15 protein-coding genes are annotated in these 17,954 nt (G+C 70.7%); 7 read left to right on the forward strand and 8 right to left on the reverse strand.

The window, feature by feature from the left end:
• The first annotated feature begins 176 nt into the window (after positions 1–176).
• The gene (gene cimA / locus ACTWQJ_RS07555) at positions 177–1,781 is read left to right on the forward strand and encodes a citramalate synthase (protein WP_443305845.1); all 1,605 of its coding nucleotides are present in this window, start codon (positions 177–179) and stop codon (positions 1,779–1,781) included.
• Between the two features lie 126 nt (positions 1,782–1,907).
• Positions 1,908–3,260, forward strand: a complete 1,353-nt coding sequence (locus ACTWQJ_RS07560) for a hypothetical protein (RefSeq protein WP_443305846.1) — start codon at positions 1,908–1,910, stop codon at positions 3,258–3,260.
• Positions 3,261–3,326: 66 nt separating this feature from the next.
• On the opposite strand, the gene ACTWQJ_RS07565 is transcribed toward ACTWQJ_RS07560, so the two are convergent.
• A complete protein-coding gene (locus tag ACTWQJ_RS07565) occupies positions 3,327–4,109 on the reverse strand; it encodes a S1 family peptidase (protein WP_443305847.1) in 783 nt (260 codons plus the stop codon).
• 208 nt (positions 4,110–4,317) lie between these two features.
• Here ACTWQJ_RS07565 and ACTWQJ_RS07570 point away from each other — a divergent pair, with 208 nt between their 5' ends.
• A complete protein-coding gene (locus ACTWQJ_RS07570) occupies positions 4,318–4,887 on the forward strand; it encodes a YdeI/OmpD-associated family protein (protein ID WP_443305848.1) in 570 nt (189 codons plus the stop codon).
• 100 nt (positions 4,888–4,987) lie between these two features.
• Here ACTWQJ_RS07570 and ACTWQJ_RS07575 read toward each other — a convergent pair whose 3' ends face one another.
• A complete protein-coding gene (locus tag ACTWQJ_RS07575; protein WP_443305849.1) occupies positions 4,988–5,596 on the reverse strand; it encodes a YceI family protein in 609 nt (202 codons plus the stop codon).
• A gap of 114 nt (positions 5,597–5,710) precedes the next feature.
• Between ACTWQJ_RS07575 and ACTWQJ_RS07580 the strand changes: the two genes are divergently transcribed.
• The gene (locus ACTWQJ_RS07580) at positions 5,711–7,048 is read left to right on the forward strand and encodes a glycosyltransferase (protein ID WP_443305850.1); all 1,338 of its coding nucleotides are present in this window, start codon (positions 5,711–5,713) and stop codon (positions 7,046–7,048) included.
• A 105-nt stretch (positions 7,049–7,153) separates the two neighbouring features.
• On the opposite strand, the gene ACTWQJ_RS07585 is transcribed toward ACTWQJ_RS07580, so the two are convergent.
• Both ACTWQJ_RS07585 and hpnR read right to left on the reverse strand, forming a co-directional pair.
• Positions 7,154–8,032: a DMT family transporter gene (locus tag ACTWQJ_RS07585; RefSeq protein ID WP_443305851.1), complete on the reverse strand. Its 879-nt coding sequence runs from the start codon at positions 8,030–8,032 to the stop codon at positions 7,154–7,156.
• Between the two features lie 18 nt (positions 8,033–8,050).
• Positions 8,051–9,550, reverse strand: a complete 1,500-nt coding sequence (gene hpnR, locus ACTWQJ_RS07590) for a hopanoid C-3 methylase HpnR (protein ID WP_443305852.1) — start codon at positions 9,548–9,550, stop codon at positions 8,051–8,053.
• A gap of 322 nt (positions 9,551–9,872) precedes the next feature.
• Here hpnR and ACTWQJ_RS07595 point away from each other — a divergent pair, with 322 nt between their 5' ends.
• The 3 genes from ACTWQJ_RS07595 to ACTWQJ_RS07605 all read left to right on the forward strand — a co-directional run bounded on the left by ACTWQJ_RS07595 (position 9,873) and on the right by ACTWQJ_RS07605 (position 12,785).
• Positions 9,873–10,712, forward strand: coding sequence for an SDR family NAD(P)-dependent oxidoreductase (locus tag ACTWQJ_RS07595; protein ID WP_443305853.1), 840 nt, complete (start codon positions 9,873–9,875; stop codon positions 10,710–10,712).
• Positions 10,713–10,938: 226 nt separating this feature from the next.
• Positions 10,939–12,534, forward strand: a complete 1,596-nt coding sequence (locus ACTWQJ_RS07600) for an acyl-CoA carboxylase subunit beta (protein WP_443305854.1) — start codon at positions 10,939–10,941, stop codon at positions 12,532–12,534.
• Positions 12,535–12,590: 56 nt separating this feature from the next.
• Complete coding sequence (locus tag ACTWQJ_RS07605; protein WP_443305855.1) at positions 12,591–12,785, forward strand: acyl-CoA carboxylase subunit epsilon; 195 nt, start codon at positions 12,591–12,593, stop codon at positions 12,783–12,785.
• A gap of 174 nt (positions 12,786–12,959) precedes the next feature.
• Here ACTWQJ_RS07605 and ACTWQJ_RS07610 read toward each other — a convergent pair whose 3' ends face one another.
• From ACTWQJ_RS07610 to ACTWQJ_RS07625, 4 genes are all read right to left on the reverse strand, one after another.
• Complete coding sequence (locus tag ACTWQJ_RS07610) at positions 12,960–13,541, reverse strand: GTP-binding protein (protein ID WP_026084856.1); 582 nt, start codon at positions 13,539–13,541, stop codon at positions 12,960–12,962.
• Positions 13,522–14,100, reverse strand: coding sequence for a DUF742 domain-containing protein (locus ACTWQJ_RS07615; protein WP_443305856.1), 579 nt, complete (start codon positions 14,098–14,100; stop codon positions 13,522–13,524). The genes ACTWQJ_RS07610 and ACTWQJ_RS07615 overlap by 20 nt, the downstream gene beginning before the upstream one ends.
• A gap of 94 nt (positions 14,101–14,194) precedes the next feature.
• Complete coding sequence (locus ACTWQJ_RS07620; RefSeq protein ID WP_004983065.1) at positions 14,195–14,608, reverse strand: roadblock/LC7 domain-containing protein; 414 nt, start codon at positions 14,606–14,608, stop codon at positions 14,195–14,197.
• 10 nt (positions 14,609–14,618) lie between these two features.
• A complete protein-coding gene (locus ACTWQJ_RS07625) occupies positions 14,619–17,855 on the reverse strand; it encodes a sensor histidine kinase (RefSeq protein ID WP_443305857.1) in 3,237 nt (1,078 codons plus the stop codon).
• Between the last annotated feature and the right edge of the window lie 99 nt (positions 17,856–17,954).

Raw genomic sequence — 17,954 nt, forward strand, 5'->3', positions numbered from 1 at the left:
CGTACGGGCGGACACCGTCGTCCTCGACCCGCGCGCAGACCTCTCGCACCCGCGAGAGGTTTTTCGCATTTCTGGCCCACCTTCAGCCGGAGGCTCAGCGCGCGGGATCATGGGAGGACGGTGGAACCGGTCATTCCGGTACTGACCGAGATCCATACATCAGGAGCCTTCAGACCATGACGGAAACCAGCGAGCTGGACGACTCGTTCCACGTCTTCGACACCACCCTGCGCGACGGCGCCCAGCGGGAGGGCATCAACCTCACCGTCGCGGACAAGCTGGCCATCGCACGGCACCTGGACGACTTCGGCGTGGGCTTCATCGAGGGCGGCTGGCCGGGCGCCAACCCGCGGGACACCGAGTTCTTCGCCCGCGCCCAGCAGGAGATCGACTTCCGGCACGCCCAGCTCGTCGCCTTCGGCTCCACCCGTCGCGCCGGCACCACCGCTGCCGAGGACCCGCAGGTCAAGGCTCTTCTGGACTCAGGCGCCCCGGTGATCACGCTGGTCGCCAAGTCCCACGACCGGCATGTGGAACTGGCCCTGCGCACCACGCTCGACGAGAACCTGGAAATGGTCCGCGACACGGTGTCGTACCTGCGCGAGCAGGGCCGCCGCGTCTTCGTCGACTGCGAGCACTTCTTCGACGGCTACCGCGCCAACCCCGAGTACGCCAAGGCCGTCGTCCGTACGGCGTCGGAGGCCGGCGCCGACGTCGTCGTGCTGTGCGACACCAACGGCGGCATGCTCCCGGCTCAGGTCCAGGCGGTCGTCTCCACGGTCCTGGCCGACACCGGCGCCCGGCTCGGCATCCACGCCCAGGACGACACGGGCTGCGCGGTCGCCAACACCCTCGCCGCGGTGGACGCGGGCGCCACCCATGTGCAGTGCACGGCGAACGGCTACGGCGAGCGCGTCGGCAACGCCAACCTCTTCCCGGTCGTGGCGGCCCTGGAACTGAAGTACGGCAAGAAGGTGCTGCCCGAGGGCCACCTCCGCGAGATGACGCGCATCAGCCACGCCATCGCGGAGGTCGTGAACCTCACCCCGTCCACGCACCAGCCCTATGTAGGCGTGTCCGCCTTCGCGCACAAGGCGGGCCTGCACGCCTCCGCCATCAAGGTCGACCCGGACCTGTACCAGCACATCGACCCCGAGCTGGTCGGCAACACCATGCGCATGCTGGTCTCGGACATGGCGGGCCGCGCCTCCGTCGAGCTCAAGGGCAAGGAGCTCGGCATCGACCTCGGCGGCGACCGCGAGGTGGTCGGCCGGGTCGTCGAGCGCGTGAAGGAGCGCGAGCTCAAGGGCTACACGTACGAGGCCGCCGACGCCTCCTTCGAACTGCTGCTGCGCACCGAGGTCGAGGGCAAGCCCCTGAAGTACTTCGAGGTCGAGTCCTGGCGCGCGATCGTCGAGGACCGCCCCGACGGCAGCCACGCCAACGAGGCCACCGTGAAGCTGTGGGCCAAGAGCGAGCGCATCGTCGCGACCGCGGAGGGCAACGGCCCGGTCAACGCCCTCGACCGCGCCCTGCGCGTCGCACTGGAGAAGATCTACCCGCAGCTCGCCAAGCTCGAGCTGGTCGACTACAAGGTCCGCATCCTGGAGGGCGTCCACGGCACCCAGTCCACGACCCGCGTCCTGATCTCCACGTCCGACGGGGCGGGGGAGTGGTCGACGGTGGGCGTCGCGGAGAACGTCATCGCCGCGTCGTGGCAGGCCCTCGAGGACGCGTACACCTACGGCCTGCTGCGGGCCGGCGTGGAACCTGCCGCGTAAGTCACGCCAGCCTCCGGACTGCGTACCGGGCGGCGTGAGGTCGCACGCGGGCGTGGATGCCGGTCCCGGGGAATTCCTCCTCGGGACCGATGTCCGTTTCTGCCCCGTTCAGGTAGCTTCGAACATATGAAGGCTGCGCTGGTACAAAGGCTCGTACGCCTGTTGATCGTGCCTGTCGCCGCCATGCTGGCGGTGCTGCTGACCGGTGCGCCCGGCGCACACGCGGCCACCGATCTGTCCGAGGTCGCCGCCGCCCTGCGCGAGAGTCCGGTCTACGTGGACCCGGCCGCGTCCGACGTGCTGTCGGAGTCGGACGCCGACGCGCTCGCCGACAAGATCCGGGACGCGGACAAACCCATCTTCCTGGCGGTCCTCCCGTCCGACTACCCCACGCAGAACCTCTTCCAGAACCTGCGCACGGAAACCGGCGTCACGGGCCTGTACGGCATCCGGCTCGGCGACGAGTTCGACGCGCGGGCCGACAGCGCCGTGCTGAGCCGCGATGCCGTGTCCAACCTGGTCACGGCCGTGCAGAGCGCGGGCGACGCCAAGGCCCAGCTGAACGACTTCGTCGACGACGCGCTGCGCAACGTGGGCGGCACGGCGCCGAGCAGCTGGAGCGAGGGCACCGGCGACGGCGTGTCGACGACCGCGCTGATCACCTTCGGTGCGGTGCTGGTGGCCGGTGGCGCGGGCGCGTACACGCTGGTCCGCCGCAACCGCCGCCGCCATGAGGAGGACCAGCGGGTGGCGCTGGAGAAGCTGCGCGTCGTGGTCGACGAGGACATCACGGCCTTCGGCGAGGAACTGGACCGGCTGGACTTCCACCCCGCCGAACCCGACGCCGACGACGCCATGCGCGCGGACTACGAACACGCGCTGGACGCGTACGACAAGGCGAAGTCGCTCATGGCGGCCGCGCAGAAACCCGAGGACGTACGCGCGGTGACCCAGTCGGTGGAGGACGGCCGCTTCTCGCTCTCCGTCCTGGCCGCCCGCCGCGAGGGCTGCCCGCTCCCTGAGCGTCGCCCGCCCTGCTTCTTCGACCCGCGCCACGGCCCCTCGGTCGCCGACGCGACCTGGACACCGTCCGGCGGCGCGACCCGCGAGGTCCCGGTCTGCGCGGCGGACCAGGCCCGCCTCGCCGACGGTGCCGACCCCATGGTCCGTGAGGTGGACACCGAATACGGCCGCCGCCCGTACTGGGAAGCGGGCCCGGCCTACGGCCCCTGGGCCGGCGGTTACTTCGGGGGCGGCATCCTCCCCGGTCTGCTCATCGGCACGATGCTCGGCAACCTGATGGCCACGCCGACGTACGCCGCCGACTACGGCTCCGGTTACGGCGACTTCGGCGTCGGCGGCTATGAGGGCGGTGACGTCTCCGGCGCGGACTTCAACACCGACGACTTCAGCGGTGGCTGGGGCGGCTTCGGTGGCGGGGACTTCGGCGGCGGGGGGGACTTCGGGGGCGGGTTCTGAGCCGACTGTCGGATGTGGAACGGGCCCGGTGCTTGGCAGCACCGGGCCCCGTACGTGTACGGAAGCTCAGAGCGTCGCCGCCGCCGAGGCGATCGCGGAGGCGAAGGTGGAGACCTCGGTGTAGACACCGGGGGCGTTGGGCCGGGCGCAGCCTATGCCCCAGCTGGTGATGCCGACCTGGACCCAGGCGCCGGCCGCATCCCTGCGGAACATGGGGCCACCGGAGTCGCCCTGGCAGGTGTCGACGCCGCCCGCCGTGTAGCCGGCGCAGATCTCCTCGTTCGCGATGAGGCCGCTGTAGCCGCTGTAGGAGCGGCAGGTGGCGTCGCTGACGAACGGCACGTTCGCCTTGAGGAGGTAGCGCTGCTGGCCGCCGCCCTCGGTGGCGGCACCCCATCCGGCGATGGTGAAGGTGCCGGTGTTGTACTGCGAAGTCGTGGCGATCTTCAGGGTCGGCAGGTTGATCGGCTGGGCGAGTTTGATCAGGGCCCAGTCCTTGCCGTTTCCGTTGTAGCCGGGGGCCCGGTAGACCTTGGTGGACCGGACCTGGACGCGGCCGCTCGTGGACTGCAGGTCCACGACGCCCGCGGTGGCGGTGATGCTGGTGTTGTTGCCGGTGGCGCCCACACAGTGCGCGGCGGTCAGCACGATCTGCTGGGTGTACAGCGCGCCGCCACAGCCCATCGACAGCCGGACCATGAACGGGAACTCGCCCTGCGCGGCGCGGGTACCGCCGACGACGGGCGCGGGGGCCGCCTGCGCGGGGGACACGGGCTGAAGGCTGACGACCGCCAGCGCGGCCGCACCGGCGACCGCGCATCTCTTGAGGGCTTTGAGGAGTCTCTTCAACGTGACGCCTTCCGTGGGGGGTGTGGTGACGGGAACATGCCAAATCCACGCGGAAGGATGGCCCGCGTGATGGCAAGGACACGTCAAATTCCGGTTGCTGGATTATGAGAACGCTGTGAGCGCACACACAAGGGGCGCAATCCAGCCAGCCCGCCTCGGGGGCGCATAGCGGACAGCATCCGGCCTAATCCCGAATTACCGTCACCCCATGCCCACGTCGGAGTCCCCCGCAGAGCCCCTCGCCTTTGAAGCCGTCGCGCATCTGGATGCCTGGCTCACAGCGCACCCAGCCGCTCACGCCGGCCTGTGGATCAAGGTCGCGAAGAAGGGCTCCGGTCTGCCTTCCGTCACCGCCGCCGAGATCAACGACGTGGCCCTGTGCCATGGGTGGATCACCGGACAGCGCAGGGCGCTCGACGGGACGTACTACCTGCAGCGGATCACGCCGCGCAGGCCCGGCAGTCTCTGGTCGATGGTCAATGTGCGGCGGGTGGAGGAGCTGAGCGCGGCCGGGCGGATGCGGCCGGGCGGGATCGCCGAGGTGACGGCCGCGCAGGCGGACGGGCGGTGGGCGGCGGCGTACGAGTCGCAGAAGCAGGCCACCGTGCCGGAGGATCTCGCCGCGGCGCTGGAGGGGAACCCCCGCGCCAAGGCCGCCTTCGAGCGGCTCGGGCGGACGGAGCGGTATCTCGTCATCCTCGGGCTGCTCCAGGCCCGTACGGAGCACAGTCGTGCCGCCCGGCTGACGGCGTCGGTGGCGAAGTTGGAGCGGGGCTGAGACGGCGAGCGCCCGCCCTCCGGCACGGGGGAGTGGAGGGCGGGCGCGCTCGGTCACGCGACCGGCGGGTTGATCCGTTCGGTCACGTGATGGTGCGGGTTCAGGCGTTCCTGATCGCCGAGATGTCGAAGTTCAGCTTGATCTTGTCGGAGACCAGGACGCCGCCCGTCTCCAGCGCCGCGTTCCAGGTCAGGCCCCACTCGGAGCGCAGGATCTCGGCCTTGCCCTCGAAACCGACGCGGTCGTTGCCGAAGGGGTCCTTCGCGGCGCCGTTGAACTCCAGGTCGATGGTGAGCGGCTTGGTGACACCGAGGATCGACAGGTCGCCGGTGATGCGGTAGTCGTCGCCGAGGGCCTCCGCCTTGGTGGAGCGGAAGGTCATCGTCGGGAACTCGTCGGCCTTGAAGAAGTCCGAGCTCTTCAGGTGGCCGTCGCGGTCGGCGTTGCCCGTGCTGACGCTGTCCATCTTGACGTCGATGGAGGCGGTGGACTTCGAGGGGTCGGTGCCGTCCAGGTGCAGCGAGCCGGTGAAGTCGAGGAAGGAGCCCTTGACGTTCGTGACCATGGCGTGGCGGGCGACGAAGCCGATCGTCGTGTGTGCGGAGTCGATCGTGTAGTCGCCGGTCAGCGCGGCCAGGTCGGGGTTCACGGCCGTGCTCTCGGTCGAGGTGTCGGCGGTGTCGGAGTTCTTCTTGCCGAAGATACCCATGGTGTGCTCCTCAGGGGACGGGGGCTGTTGAGCCTTCATGCTGTTGAATATTCAACGACATCAACGGAGCCGACCGTAGACCTATTCCCTTCAAGTTTCAACGTCATCTGTCGGGTGTCGCGGTTGGATCACCGGCCGGGGTGGTACCCGCTGATCGTGTTCTCGGTCGCGGTCCTGGTCGAGCTGATGCGAAGCAGCACGTCAGGCGGGCACGTCAAATGCTGGGAGCGCTTCGCGGAGAGCGCCGCCCGGCTGCCGGAGTGCGTGCCGGACGCCCCCGGCCTCGATCTGACCGTCTACTTTCTCGGCGAGCGGGAACGGGTCGAGGCCCTGTCCCCGCACGTACGGTTCGTCATGCTGCGGCCGGCCCTCGCCACCTCCGCCCTGATGTCGGCCGACGGAGCGGAGGACATCTCCGACCTCGCCCCCCACCATCGCCGGCTGGCCGCGCTGCTGCCCCGGCACGACGTCTGGCATCTGACGCACAGTTTCGCCTACGCCGCCACCGCGGTGCGGCTGGCCCACCGCGCCGCCCGCAACGGCGCCCGGACGCCCCGGCTCGTCGCCTCCGTGCACACCGACGTCCCCGCGCTGGCCTCCGTCTACAGCCGCTACCTGGCCGACCGGTGGCTGCCCGGCGCCCACCGCCGGACGGGGGAGTTCCTCTCGGCCCGCGCCGAGACCCTGCTGCGCCGGCGACGGGACCGGCTGCTCGGCGCCTGCGAACAGGTGCTGGTCCCCACCCCGGCCGGAGGCGCGGAACTCGCCCGGACCCTGGGCGCCGACCGGGTCGCCCTGCTCCACCGCGGCATCGACCACCGGCGCTTTGGGCCCGACCCCACGGCGAGGGCCCGGCTCGCCCGGGAGTACGGCGTACCGGCCGACCGCCCGCTGGTGCTGTTCGCCGGCCGGCTGGACGCGACCAAGGGCGTGCCGCTGCTCGCCGAGAGCGTACGGCGCCTGCGCGACCGTGGAACGGCCGTGCACCTCGTCATGGCCGGCTCGGGCGCGGAGGCGGACGCGGTCCGGCGGGTCCTCGGACCCGACGTCACCCTGCTCGGCACCCTCCCGCAGGAACGGCTGGCCCCGGTCTACGCCGGCTGCGACGTGTTCGCCTTCCCGTCCCGCACGGAGACCTGCGGCAACGTCGTCGCCGAGGCGATGGCGAGCGGCCTGGCGGTCCTGCTGCCCGAGGGCGCGCGCACCACACAGTGGCTGGCCGCGCCCGGCCAGGACGGCATCGTCGTACGACGTGACGACCCCCGGGACTGGTCGGACGCGCTGGGCGCGCTGGCCGCCCAGCCACGGCTGCTGGACGCCGTACGCCACCGCGCCGCGGCCACCGCTCGGGACACGCACCCCTCCTGGGACCGCGTCCTGACCGAGGACCTCCTCCCCGTCTGGACGGCCCCCGCCCCCTCCCACCGCAGCGGCACACCGCACGCGGCGTGAGCCGGCCGGGTCGCACTGGACCGCTCACGAGCGCGGCCGGTTACCACCGGCTCGGTCGCGTCGATCACCGCCATGCTCGTGGCCGGCGGGCGGTGAGCCGACGGCTCACGCCGTACCACCCGCCCGCCGCCCTCGCAGCGCCGCGATCACCGGTGACGAGTCCAGGCTCACGATCCCGGCCGCCACCAGCGCAAGCCCCGTCACCGTGACCGCGCTGACCGGCCAGCCCGTGCGGATGGCCTCCCCGAAGACCGTCGTGCCCACGGTCACGGCGACCACCGGCTCGGTCGCGTCGATCACCGTCATGCTCGCGGCCAACGGGCCCTGCTGAAAGGCGCTCTGGATGAGCAGCAGGCCAACCACACTGGCCGCCACCAGGGCGTAGGTCTGCCAGGCGGACAGCGCAAAGCCGAGCCCGTGCCGGAGGCGTTCCACGGTGGCGGCCAGCAGGACGGACTGGGTGCCCATGACCGCCCCGGCCGCCAGAGCCGTCGCCGACGCCCGCCAGGGCCCGGTCAGCAGCCGGGCGGCCGTCAGCGCAGCGGCGACCAGCGCGGCGGTCGCGCCCAGGATCAGCAACCAGGACAGCGCGCCCGCCGACTCCGGACGGCCGCCGTGCGGGCGGGCGGAGAGCAGGGCGAGGGCGAGGCCGACGGCCACGGCGAGCGTGCCGAACCACTCCCGGCCACCGAGCCGCATGCGGTGCAGCCACGCGGACAGCGGCACGGCGAACACCAACTCGGCGACGATCAGCGGCTGGACGAGGCTGAGCGGTCCGAACGCCAGGGCCAGCGACTGGAATCCGTACGCCGCCACGGCCAGCCCGATCCCGCACAGCCACAGCGGCTCCCGTACCAGATGGCCCAACAGACGCGGGGACAACGCCTCTTCGTCCGGCCGTCCGCCCGCCGCCCACTGCTGGAGGACACCCGCGACGGCGAAGCAGACAGCGGCGGCGAGCGAGGCGAGGACGGCGATCGGCATACGCCCGCGCCCGTCCGGTTACTCGGTGGTCCGGCGGCCCGGTGCGCCCTGCGTCGCCCCCCGGGTGTGGACGTACAGCTGACGCCGGTCGGTGACGTCGAGGTGCTGCGGCAGGGGCAGTTCGTAGCGGACGGGCCTGGTGTGATCGGCGATCTGGCGGTGCGGGTTGTAGACCTGGTTGAACTTCCACAGCATGCGGGCGAAGTTCGTCTGCCCGTGCAGCAGGTTGCGGCCGAGCACGCGGGCCGCACCGAAGGCCGTGCGCAGTCCCAGATGCTTGCGGTTGATCACGGCCTGGGTGCGCACCAGCTCCTCGTAGAACCGTTCCAACGGCAGGGCCGTGGGCACCACGGCGTGCTGGATGTCGAACAGGCGGTAGTCGCGGGTGGTGAGCCGGCGCGACTCGGTGTGCCAGATCTCCGTCCCCGGATACGGCGTCATCACGGTGAAGTGCACGATCTCCGGCACGGCCAGCGCGAACTCCCGCACCACCCGGAAGCGTTCCTCGTCCCAGGCCGGGTCGACGATCAGGTTGATGGCGACCTTGATGCCGAGCCGGCGGGCCGTCCGAAGGGCACGGAGGTTCTCGTCGGGGCTGACCCGCTTGCGGTACAGCTCCAGTCCCTCCGCGTCGATCGCCTCCATGCCGAGGAACATGTAGCGCAGCCCCAGCCGCGCCCACCGCTCGAACACCTCGGGGTGGCGCAGCAGTACGTCGCTGCGCGTCTCCAGGTAGTAGCGCTTGCGGATGCGGCGGCGCTCCACCTCCGCGGCGATGGCGTCCCCGTGTTCGGGCCGGATGAAGGCGACGTCGTCGACGATGAACACGTTGGGCTCCCGGATGCCCGCCAGGTCGGCCGCCGCCGCCTCGGGGGAGGCCTTGCGGTAACTGCGGCCGTAGAACGTCCACGCCGAGCAGAACGAGCAGTCCCAGGGGCAGCCGCGGGTGAACTCGACGGAGGCGCACGGGTCCAGTTCGCCGATGAAGTAACGGCGCCGGTTGCGCATCAGGTCGCGCGCCGGGACGGGGGAGTCGATGCTGTGCACCATCAGCGGCGCCGGACCGCGCCCGTCGGCCGTGACGATCCCGGGCACCCCCGACACCCCGCCGTCGCGGACCGCCGCCAGCAGCGGCGCGACGGCCGGCTCGCCCTCGCCGCGGACCACCGCGTCCACCGCCCCCTCGGCCTGCTCCAGCACCTCCTCGGCGACGAAGGACACACTGTGCCCGCCGAAGAACACGAAGCAGCCCGGTACCGCCTGCTTCACCTCGGCGGCCAGCTCGATCGCCTCCGGGATGTTCGCCAGGTAGTTCAGCGAGACCCCGAGGGCCTGAGGGCGGAAGGACCGGATCTCGTCGCGCAGTTGCCTCCGGCCGGTCACCTGCAGATCCACGACCCGCACCTCGTGCCCGGCGTCCCGAGCGGCACCCGCGACCCGTTCCAGGCCCAGAGGTTCGAGCCGCAGGAAGATCTCGGAATACATGAGGGCGCTGGGGTGGACGAGCAGCAATCGCATGGTGACCTCGCCACGTGAACCGGACGGAACCGGAGTTGGAGGAGCTTCCGGGGTTTCCCCTTCGTATCCCGGTAAACCCGCGCCGCGTACCGCCCGTACCGCCGCCTGGGTGTACCCCGCGGCCCGCAGGAGTGGTCCTGCCGCGTCGGTACGTGACCGATGCGGCCCCCGACCCACCGAAGGGACGACCGGGCGGCGGGCGGCGATTCGGGTGAGCTCGCCGCGGACGGACCGCCCCAGAACTGGCGCCGGGGACCGCACAGGCGGTGTCCTGGACTACGTGTCCCGGAAAACCGGACCCACAGCGCAGGGAGACCGACTCGTGACCCACACCGGCTCCGGTTCCACCTACGACCCGAAGGCACGTCCCGCCCCCACTCCGGCCGCGGTGCGCGAACACCGGCCGCTGCACCGCACCGACCGGCCCGTGGCACTCGTCACCGGCGCCTCCTCGGGCATCGGCGCCGCCACCGCCCGGCGCTTCGCCACCGGCGGCTGGCAACTGATCGTCAGCGGACGGGACCGGCTCCGGCTGGAGGAGACGGCCGCCGGGACATCGGCCCTCGTCCTGCCCGCCGACCTCGCCGCCCCCGACGGTCCCCGCCTGCTGGCCGAGTCCGCGCTGCGTGCCACCGGCCGGATCGACGTCCTGGTCGCCGGAGCGGGCATCGGCTGGGCCGGCCCCTTCGTGACGATGCCGGCCGCCGCCATCGACCGGGTGCTGACGGTCGACCTCAACGCCACGCTGCTGCTGGTCCGGGAGGTACTGCCCGCCATGGTGAGCGCCGGCCGTGGACGGGTGGTGCTCGTCGGCTCGGTCGCGGGCTGTGTGGGGGTGCGGGAGGAGGCCGTGTACTCGGCCGCCAAGGCCGGCATCGCCGCGTTCGCCGAGGCCCTGCGGCAGGAACTGCGCGGCACCGGGGTGGGCGTGACGCTCGTTGTGCCGGGCCCGGTGGACACCGCCTTCTTCGCCCGCCGCGGCACTCCCTACCAGCGCACCCGCCCACGCCCCACGACGCCCGGCCGTGTCGCCGTCACGGTCTGGAACGCGGTCCGGCGCGGCCAGGACGACGTCTACGTCCCCGGCTGGCTGACCCTGCCGGGCCGGGTGCGCGGCCTCGCACCAGCGGTGTACCGCCGGCTGCTGAACCGGTTCGGCTGAGGCCCGGTATCCTCGCGTGTCACCCGAGGGATGGCATGCGCCCGACCTGAATGTGACGTGACTCCCAGCCGACGAGTTTGTACGACCCCTACAAGCCCGAAGCCCTCTGAGCAGTCGGAACGCCTGCATGCCCCCCTGGTTCTGTTAAGGGGTACCAGGAAAACACCCCGGAGACTGTACGGAGTCGACGGCCCGCTTTCCTGGTTGTCCTTCGTAAGGTCGCTACATGACCGTTTTGGATGAGGCGACCGGTGAGTCGACGAGCGAGCCGACGGACGCGCGCGGGCGAGTGGCCGAGCTGCACCAGATCCGCGCGCAGGCGGTGGCCGGCCCGAGCGAGAGGGCGACCGAGGCGCAGCACGCCAAGGGCAAGCTGACCGCCCGGGAGCGGATCGAGCTGCTGCTGGACCCGGGCACCTTCCGTGAGGTCGAGCAGCTGCGCCGCCACCGGGCGACCGGGTTCGGTCTGGAGGCCAAGAAGCCGTACACCGACGGTGTGATCACCGGCTGGGGCACGGTGGAGGGCCGTACGGTCTTCGTCTACGCCCATGACTTCCGCATCTTCGGCGGCGCCCTGGGTGAGGCCCACGCCACGAAGATCCACAAGATCATGGACATGGCCATCGCGGCCGGGGCCCCGCTGGTCTCCCTCAACGACGGTGCCGGCGCCCGCATTCAGGAGGGCGTCAGCGCGCTGGCCGGCTACGGCGGCATCTTCCAGCGCAACACCAAGGCGTCCGGTGTCATCCCGCAGATCAGCGTGATGCTCGGCCCGTGCGCCGGCGGTGCGGCCTACAGCCCCGCGCTGACCGACTTCGTGTTCATGGTCCGCGAGACCTCGCAGATGTTCATCACCGGCCCGGACGTGGTCAAGGCGGTGACCGGCGAGGAGATCACCCAGAACGGCCTGGGCGGCGCCGACGTGCACGCCGAGACGAGCGGTGTCTGCCACTTCGCGTACGACGACGAGGAGACCTGCATCGCCGAGGTGCGCTACCTCCTGTCGCTGCTCCCGCAGAACAACCGCGAGAACCCGCCGCGGGTGGAGTCCACGGACGCCCCCGACCGCCGCTCCGACACCCTGCTCGACCTGGTCCCGGCGGACGGCAACCGGCCGTACGACATGGCGAAGGTCATCGAGGAGATCGTCGACGACGGCGAGTACCTGGAAGTCCACGAGCGCTGGGCGCGCAACATCATCTGCGCGCTGGCCCGCCTCGACGGCCAGGTGGTCGGCATCATCGCCAATCAGCCGCAGGTGCTGGCAGGCGTGTTGGACATCGAGGCATCCGAAAAAGCTGCGCGCTTTGTCCAGATGTGTGACGCTTTTAATATTCCGATCGTCACCTTCCTGGACGTTCCCGGGTTCCTTCCGGGTGTCGACCAGGAGCACGGCGGGATCATCCGGCACGGCGCCAAGCTGCTGTACGCCTACTGCAACGCGACGGTGCCGCGGATCAGCCTGATCCTGCGTAAGGCCTACGGAGGTGCCTACATCGTGATGGACAGCCAGTCCATCGGTGCGGACCTCACGTACGCCTGGCCGACGAACGAGATCGCAGTGATGGGCGCGGAGGGTGCCGCCAACGTCATCTTCCGCCGCCAGATCGCCGAGGCCGAGGACCCCGAGGCCATGCGGGCCCGCATGGTCAAGGAGTACAAGTCCGAGCTGATGCACCCGTATTACGCCGCCGAGCGCGGTCTGGTGGACGACGTCATCGACCCCGCGGAAACCCGCGAGGTACTGATCAGGTCCCTGGCGATGCTGCACAGCAAGCACGCCGACCTGCCCTCGCGCAAGCACGGCAACCCCCCGCAGTAACCCGGCGGAACCTCTGCGGTACCCCCGCGGAAACCTCATCCACGGAGACTGATCCCATGAACAACCCTGACATCCGCGTCGAGAAGGGCCACGCCGAGCCCGAGGAAGTCGCCGCCATCACGGCGATCCTCCTGGCCCGGGCGGCGGCACACACGTCCACGACGACCCCGGCACACCGCGGCCGCGCCAAGGCCGGCTGGCGCCGCCTGGAACGCGAGCCCGGCTTCCGGGCTCCGCACAGCTGGCGGTAGAACCGCGCCCCTGAGAGGCCGCAGGCCTCTCAGGGGCGCGGGGAGCTGCGCGACAAGCCACGACGAACCCGCAGACGGCGAACCACTCGTCGGGGCAACCCGGTGGCCGCGCACGCAAAAGGGGCGCCCTCTCCGAACGGAGAGGGCGCCCCTTACGTGCATCGCGCGGCAGCGCTACCGCAAGCGAGCCATCAACGCGTGCTCCACGAGAGTGATGAGCGTCGACTTGGCGTCCGCGCGGTGCCGGGCGTCGGTGGTGATGATCGGGGTGTCCGGGCCGATCTGGAGTGCCTCGCGGACCTCGTCGGGCTGGTACGGCTGCTGGCCGTCGAAGCCGTTGAGAGCGATGACGAACGGCAGGCCGCTGTTCTCGAAGTAGTCGACGGCCGGGAAGCAGTCGGCGAGCCTGCGCGTGTCGACCAGGACGACCGCGCCGATCGCGCCGCGCACCAGGTCGTCCCACATGAACCAGAAGCGGTCCTGGCCGGGCGTACCGAACAGGTACAGGATCAGGTCCTGGTCCAGGGTGATACGGCCGAAGTCCATGGCGACCGTGGTGGTCGTCTTGTCCCCGGTGTGGGTGAGGTCGTCGATGCCTGCCGAAGCAGACGTCATGACGGCCTCCGTGCGCAGCGGGTTGATCTCCGAGACGGCGCCGACGAACGTGGTCTTGCCCACGCCGAAGCCGCCCGCCACCACGATCTTCGCGGAGGTGGTGGAGCGGGAAGGACCGCCGCTAGAGCTTGCGAAGTCCACTGAGCACCCTTTCGAGCAGTGTCACGTCTGGCTGGCCGCCGGCGTTCTCGTCGCCGCCGGGCTGATGGATGGCGACCAGGCCCGCCTCCGCCAAGTCGGCGACGAGGATCCTGGCCACGCCGAGGGGGATCGTGAGCAGAGCCGAGATCTCGGCCACCGACTTGATCTCCCGGCAGAGGTTGCAGATCCGCTGATGCTCGGGCAGCTGACCCTGCATCTGGTGCGGAGCCGCGGTGGTGTGCACCAGCGCCTCGATGGCGAGCTGGTACCGCGGCCTGGTGCGGCCGCCCGTCATCGCGTACGGGCGCACCAGGGGGTTGTGGTTGTTCGACGCCCCGCCGGGCGCCGGTTCAGGGGTGCGGCGCTGCGGCTGCACGGGCTGGATGCGCGGCGCGGACGGCTGGTCGTACGGCGAGGGCCCCGGGCCCTGCGGTGCGTACGGCTGCCGGTGGCTCGGTGTGGAGGGGAAGTTGTACCGGTTCTGGGAACCGTCGTTCTGACCCTGGCCAGGGCCGTACGACCAGTTGCCCGAAGACGAACCGCTTGGGGGTGTTGCCACTTTCTCCTCCTCCGACTGTGCCGGGCACCCATCGCTGTGGAGCCGCGTCCCGAAACCTTACGGCCACGGGACGCGAAAACGCACCGTCTGTCTGTTAGTTGAGAAGGCTTCCCTGGAGCTCCGCACGGAGATCCGGGGTCAGGACCGTACCGGCACGGTCCACCAGAAGGGCCATCTCGTACCCAATGAGGCCGATGTCCGCTTCCGGGTGGGCCAGAACTGCGAGCGACGACCCGTCGGAAATGGACATGATGAAGAGGAATCCTCGCTCCATCTCCACAACCGTCTGGTTCACGCTGCCGCCCTCGAAGATGCGCGAGGCGCCGGCGGTCAGTGAGGTCAGACCGGAGGCGACGGCCGCGAGCTGGTCGGCGCGGTCGCGGGGGAAGCCTTCGGACATCGCCAGAAGGAGTCCGTCGGCGGAGACCACCACGGTGTGGGACACCCCGGGGGTGTTGTCCACGAAGTTGGTGATCAACCAGTTCAGGTTCTGTGCCGCCTGGCTCATCGGGCTCACACTAACGCTCCTGGTTGTAGGTGCTGTCAGGACCGAAGCCCTGGCCGTTCGTTTCACTTCCTGCGGTGCGTCCCCGCTGGACACCCCGGCGCAGGTTGCTCAGCCTGCCCCGGACGTCCTCGGGAGCGCGGGAGACCTGGGGGCCGCCCTGCGGGGTCGTCTCCGCCGCGCCCTCGACCAGATTGGCCTTGGGCACCCGCCGCGGCAGGCCGGAGGAGGTGACTCCGCCCGCCTTGGGCTTACGGAGCTGGGAGGCCTGCTGCCACCGCTCGTCGTTCGCCGAGCGCCAGCCGTCGTCGCCGTTGCTCTGAGCCGAGGGGGCCGCCGGTTCCCGGTTCGCGGGCCGGCCCGCGCCCTGCCCGCCGCCGTTGGACCCGCGACGGGGGAGCCCGGCGTCGGTCAGGTTGTGGCCGGCGGACTGGCCCGTTCCCGGACGGTCGAAGCCTACGCGGTCCCGCTCACTTGCGTCAGCGGCCTGCGGAGATTCCGCTTCGGGAGCGTACTGGTCCGGGTAGCCGTTCCGGTAGCCGTCCCGCTGCTGCCAGTCGCCCTGGTAGGACTGCTCTTCGAAGGCCGAGAAGCTCTCCGGGGAACGCGTCGGGGCGGCGGCGGGCTCCTCCTGGGCCGGCTCCGTATACGTGGGCTCCGGGTAGCCGCCGTTGGTCGCGAAACCATCGCCCTGCGGCATGCCGTTCGGCGCGTAGTACGGCTCGTCGTACGACGGCTGCTGCTGCCCCTCGTACGCCGTCTGCTCCTCGTAACCGGTCTGCTGCCCGTAGGCCGCGGACTGGTCCGGGTAGCCGTTCTGGCCGTTGTCGTACGCCTGCCGGCCGTTGTCGTAGGCCTGCCGGCCGTCAAAGCCGTCGCCGTACGCGGGTGCGTCGGTGGGCTCCTGGGTGCCCTGCTGGCCGTGCGTCTGGGCCTCCAGGGCCGCGCGGCGCTCCTCGCGCATCAGGGAGCGGCCCACCGGGTCCAGCTCGCGGATGTCGTCGGGGACCTCGGTGTAGCGGCTGTCGTCGAAGCCGAGTTCGGCGGCCGTGCGCATCGGCTGGTGGTTGAAGCTCTCACCCTGGAACTGCTGCTCCGGGATGATCTGCGAAACCGTGAACTCCTCGCGGTCCGGCGCCTGTTCGCCGCCACCGCCGTGCGTGATGGCGTCGGGGAGCATGACCAGCGACGTGGTGCCGGCCTGCTCGCCGGAGGGGCGCAGCTGGACGCGGATGCCGTGCCGGTCGGACAGCCGGCCGACCACGAACAGGCCCATGCGCTGGGAGATCGCGGCGTCCACGGTCGGCGGGTTGGCCAGCTTGTGGTTGATGTCCGCGAAGTCCTCGGCGGTCAGGCCGATGCCCTTGTCGTGGATCTCGATCATGACCCGACCGTCGGGCAGCCGGGTTGCGGTCACCCGAACCTTGGTCTGCGGCGAGGAGAACGTCGTCGCGTTCTCCAGCAGCTCGGCCAGCAGGTGCACGAGGTCGGTCACGGCGCGGCCGTGGATCTCGGCCTCCGGGACGCCGGATATCTCGATGCGCTCGTACTGCTCCACCTCGGAGGAGGCGGCGCGCAGCACGTCGACCAGCGGGACCGGCTGGTCCCAGCGGCGGCCGGGCTCCTCGCCGGCGAGGACCAGGAGGTTCTCGCCGTTGCGGCGCATACGGGTGGCCAGGTGGTCCAGCCTGAAGAGGTTCTCCAGCTGGTCCGGGTCGGCCTCGTTGTTCTCCAGGTCGGTGATCAGGGTCAGCTGGCCCTCGATCAGCGACTGGTTGCGGCGCGACAGGTTGGTGAAGATCGCGTTGATGTTGCCCCGCAGCAGGGCCTGTTCGGCGGCGAGCCGGACGGCCTCGCGGTGGACTTGGTCGAAGGCCCGGGCGACCTCGCCGATCTCGTCCGTGGAGGTGATCGGGATGGGCGACACACGGGTGTCGACGCGACCGGGGTCGGTCCGCGAGAGCTGGTCGACCAGCATCGGCAGACGCTGCTCGGCGATGCCGAAGGCGGCGTTGCGCAGCTGGCGCATCGAGCGGCTCATCTGGCGGGCCACCATGCCGGCCAGGATGAACGCGGCAAGCAGGGCGACCACGACGGCGGCACCCACGATGAAGGCGTCCCGCTTGGCGTCGTCGGCGATGCTCGCGGCCTCGCTCACCGCGGTGTCGGCCAGGTCCGACTCGATCTGGCGGTAGGCGTCGTACTTGAGCGTGTTGACCGCCCACCAGTTCGTCGCGGTGACGCCCTGCTGGGCGAGGGCGTCGAGGTCGTCGGCGGACTGCAGGCCCGCGATCGCCGCGACCATGTCCTCCGGTTTGGCCGGCGGCGCCTTGTAATCCGGGTTCTTGGCCAGCTGTTGCTTGGCCATTTCCTGGCCGTCCGCCCGGATCTGCGCCTCGGCGTCCTTGAGCTTCTGCGCGTCCGCCTCGGTGCCACCGCCGATGTACTCCTGGACGGCGATGCCCTCGAGGTAGGCGTAGGAGGACAGGGCGACGCGCTGCTTGGCGAGGTCGGTGGGCCGGGGGCCGGGCTTGATCAGCAGGTGCGTACCGATGGAGCGCTCCAGCGACAGCGCCGCCTTGGTCAGCGAGATCGCGTAGACCGTGCGGCCGTAGCTGGTGATGTTTCCGGTGCCCAGACCGAGCTCGTTGGCGAACTCCATCAGGGGGTGGGCGACGGCGACGTAGCCCTCCTCGGTCTTCACACCGCCGAGCTTGCTCGTGTACGCGGCCGCGCGCAGGTTCTGAAGCGTGGGCTCCGCCTCGCGGAACAGGTCCAGGCGGCGCTCCAGGCCGGCCTTCTGCGGCATGTTCTGCGCAGCCTCGTCGAAGGCGTCGGCGGCCTCGTCCGTCTTCTTGCGGGCCTGGGTGACCGTGGGGTCGTCCTGGCCCTTGCCCGTCAGGAGCGGGGAGGCGGTGACGTCGCGCTCGTTGTAGAGCGCGTCGCCGTAGGTCAGGGCGGCCCGGACCAGACGCGCGGTGTTCTCCGCGTCCTCGGCCTCCTGCCAGGTGTTGATCGAGCTGCTTACCTGGAAGCCGCCCATGACCAGGCCGACCAGTACGGGAATCAGCAGGATCGCGTTCAGTCGGGTCGCCACCCGCCAGTTGCGCGGGGAGAAACGGCCGCCGCTCGGAGCGGGCGCGGCCGTCGGCTCCGAACCGGGCACAACGGGGGCGGGCGCCGCTCCGCGCGACGGCGGGGTGAAGTTGCCCCGGGCGGGCGGCTCGGGACCTTTGTTGCTTCGCCTCACTCGACCAACAACCTCTCGGCGGTCGGCACCTACGTCGTGCCGCTGTGTCTCAGAGCCCACTTCGCCAACGACCATCGAGTATGTTTTTGACCTTTGGGC

Source organism: Streptomyces sp. KR55, from assembly GCF_052245645.1.
Taxonomy (GTDB): domain Bacteria; phylum Actinomycetota; class Actinomycetes; order Streptomycetales; family Streptomycetaceae; genus Streptomyces; species Streptomyces flavusporus.

Coding starts and splice junctions, on each gene's coding strand:
- cimA (WP_443305845.1), top strand. CDS start 177: ATGACGGAAACCAGCGAGCTGGACGACTCGTTCCACGTCTTCGACACC.
- ACTWQJ_RS07560 (WP_443305846.1), top strand. CDS start 1,908: ATGAAGGCTGCGCTGGTACAAAGGCTCGTACGCCTGTTGATCGTGCCT.
- ACTWQJ_RS07570 (WP_443305848.1), top strand. CDS start 4,318: ATGCCCACGTCGGAGTCCCCCGCAGAGCCCCTCGCCTTTGAAGCCGTC.
- ACTWQJ_RS07575 (WP_443305849.1), bottom strand. CDS start 5,596: ATGGGTATCTTCGGCAAGAAGAACTCCGACACCGCCGACACCTCGACC.
- ACTWQJ_RS07585 (WP_443305851.1), bottom strand. CDS start 8,032: ATGCCGATCGCCGTCCTCGCCTCGCTCGCCGCCGCTGTCTGCTTCGCC.
- hpnR (WP_443305852.1), bottom strand. CDS start 9,550: ATGCGATTGCTGCTCGTCCACCCCAGCGCCCTCATGTATTCCGAGATC.
- ACTWQJ_RS07600 (WP_443305854.1), top strand. CDS start 10,939: ATGACCGTTTTGGATGAGGCGACCGGTGAGTCGACGAGCGAGCCGACG.
- ACTWQJ_RS07605 (WP_443305855.1), top strand. CDS start 12,591: ATGAACAACCCTGACATCCGCGTCGAGAAGGGCCACGCCGAGCCCGAG.
- ACTWQJ_RS07620 (WP_004983065.1), bottom strand. CDS start 14,608: ATGAGCCAGGCGGCACAGAACCTGAACTGGTTGATCACCAACTTCGTG.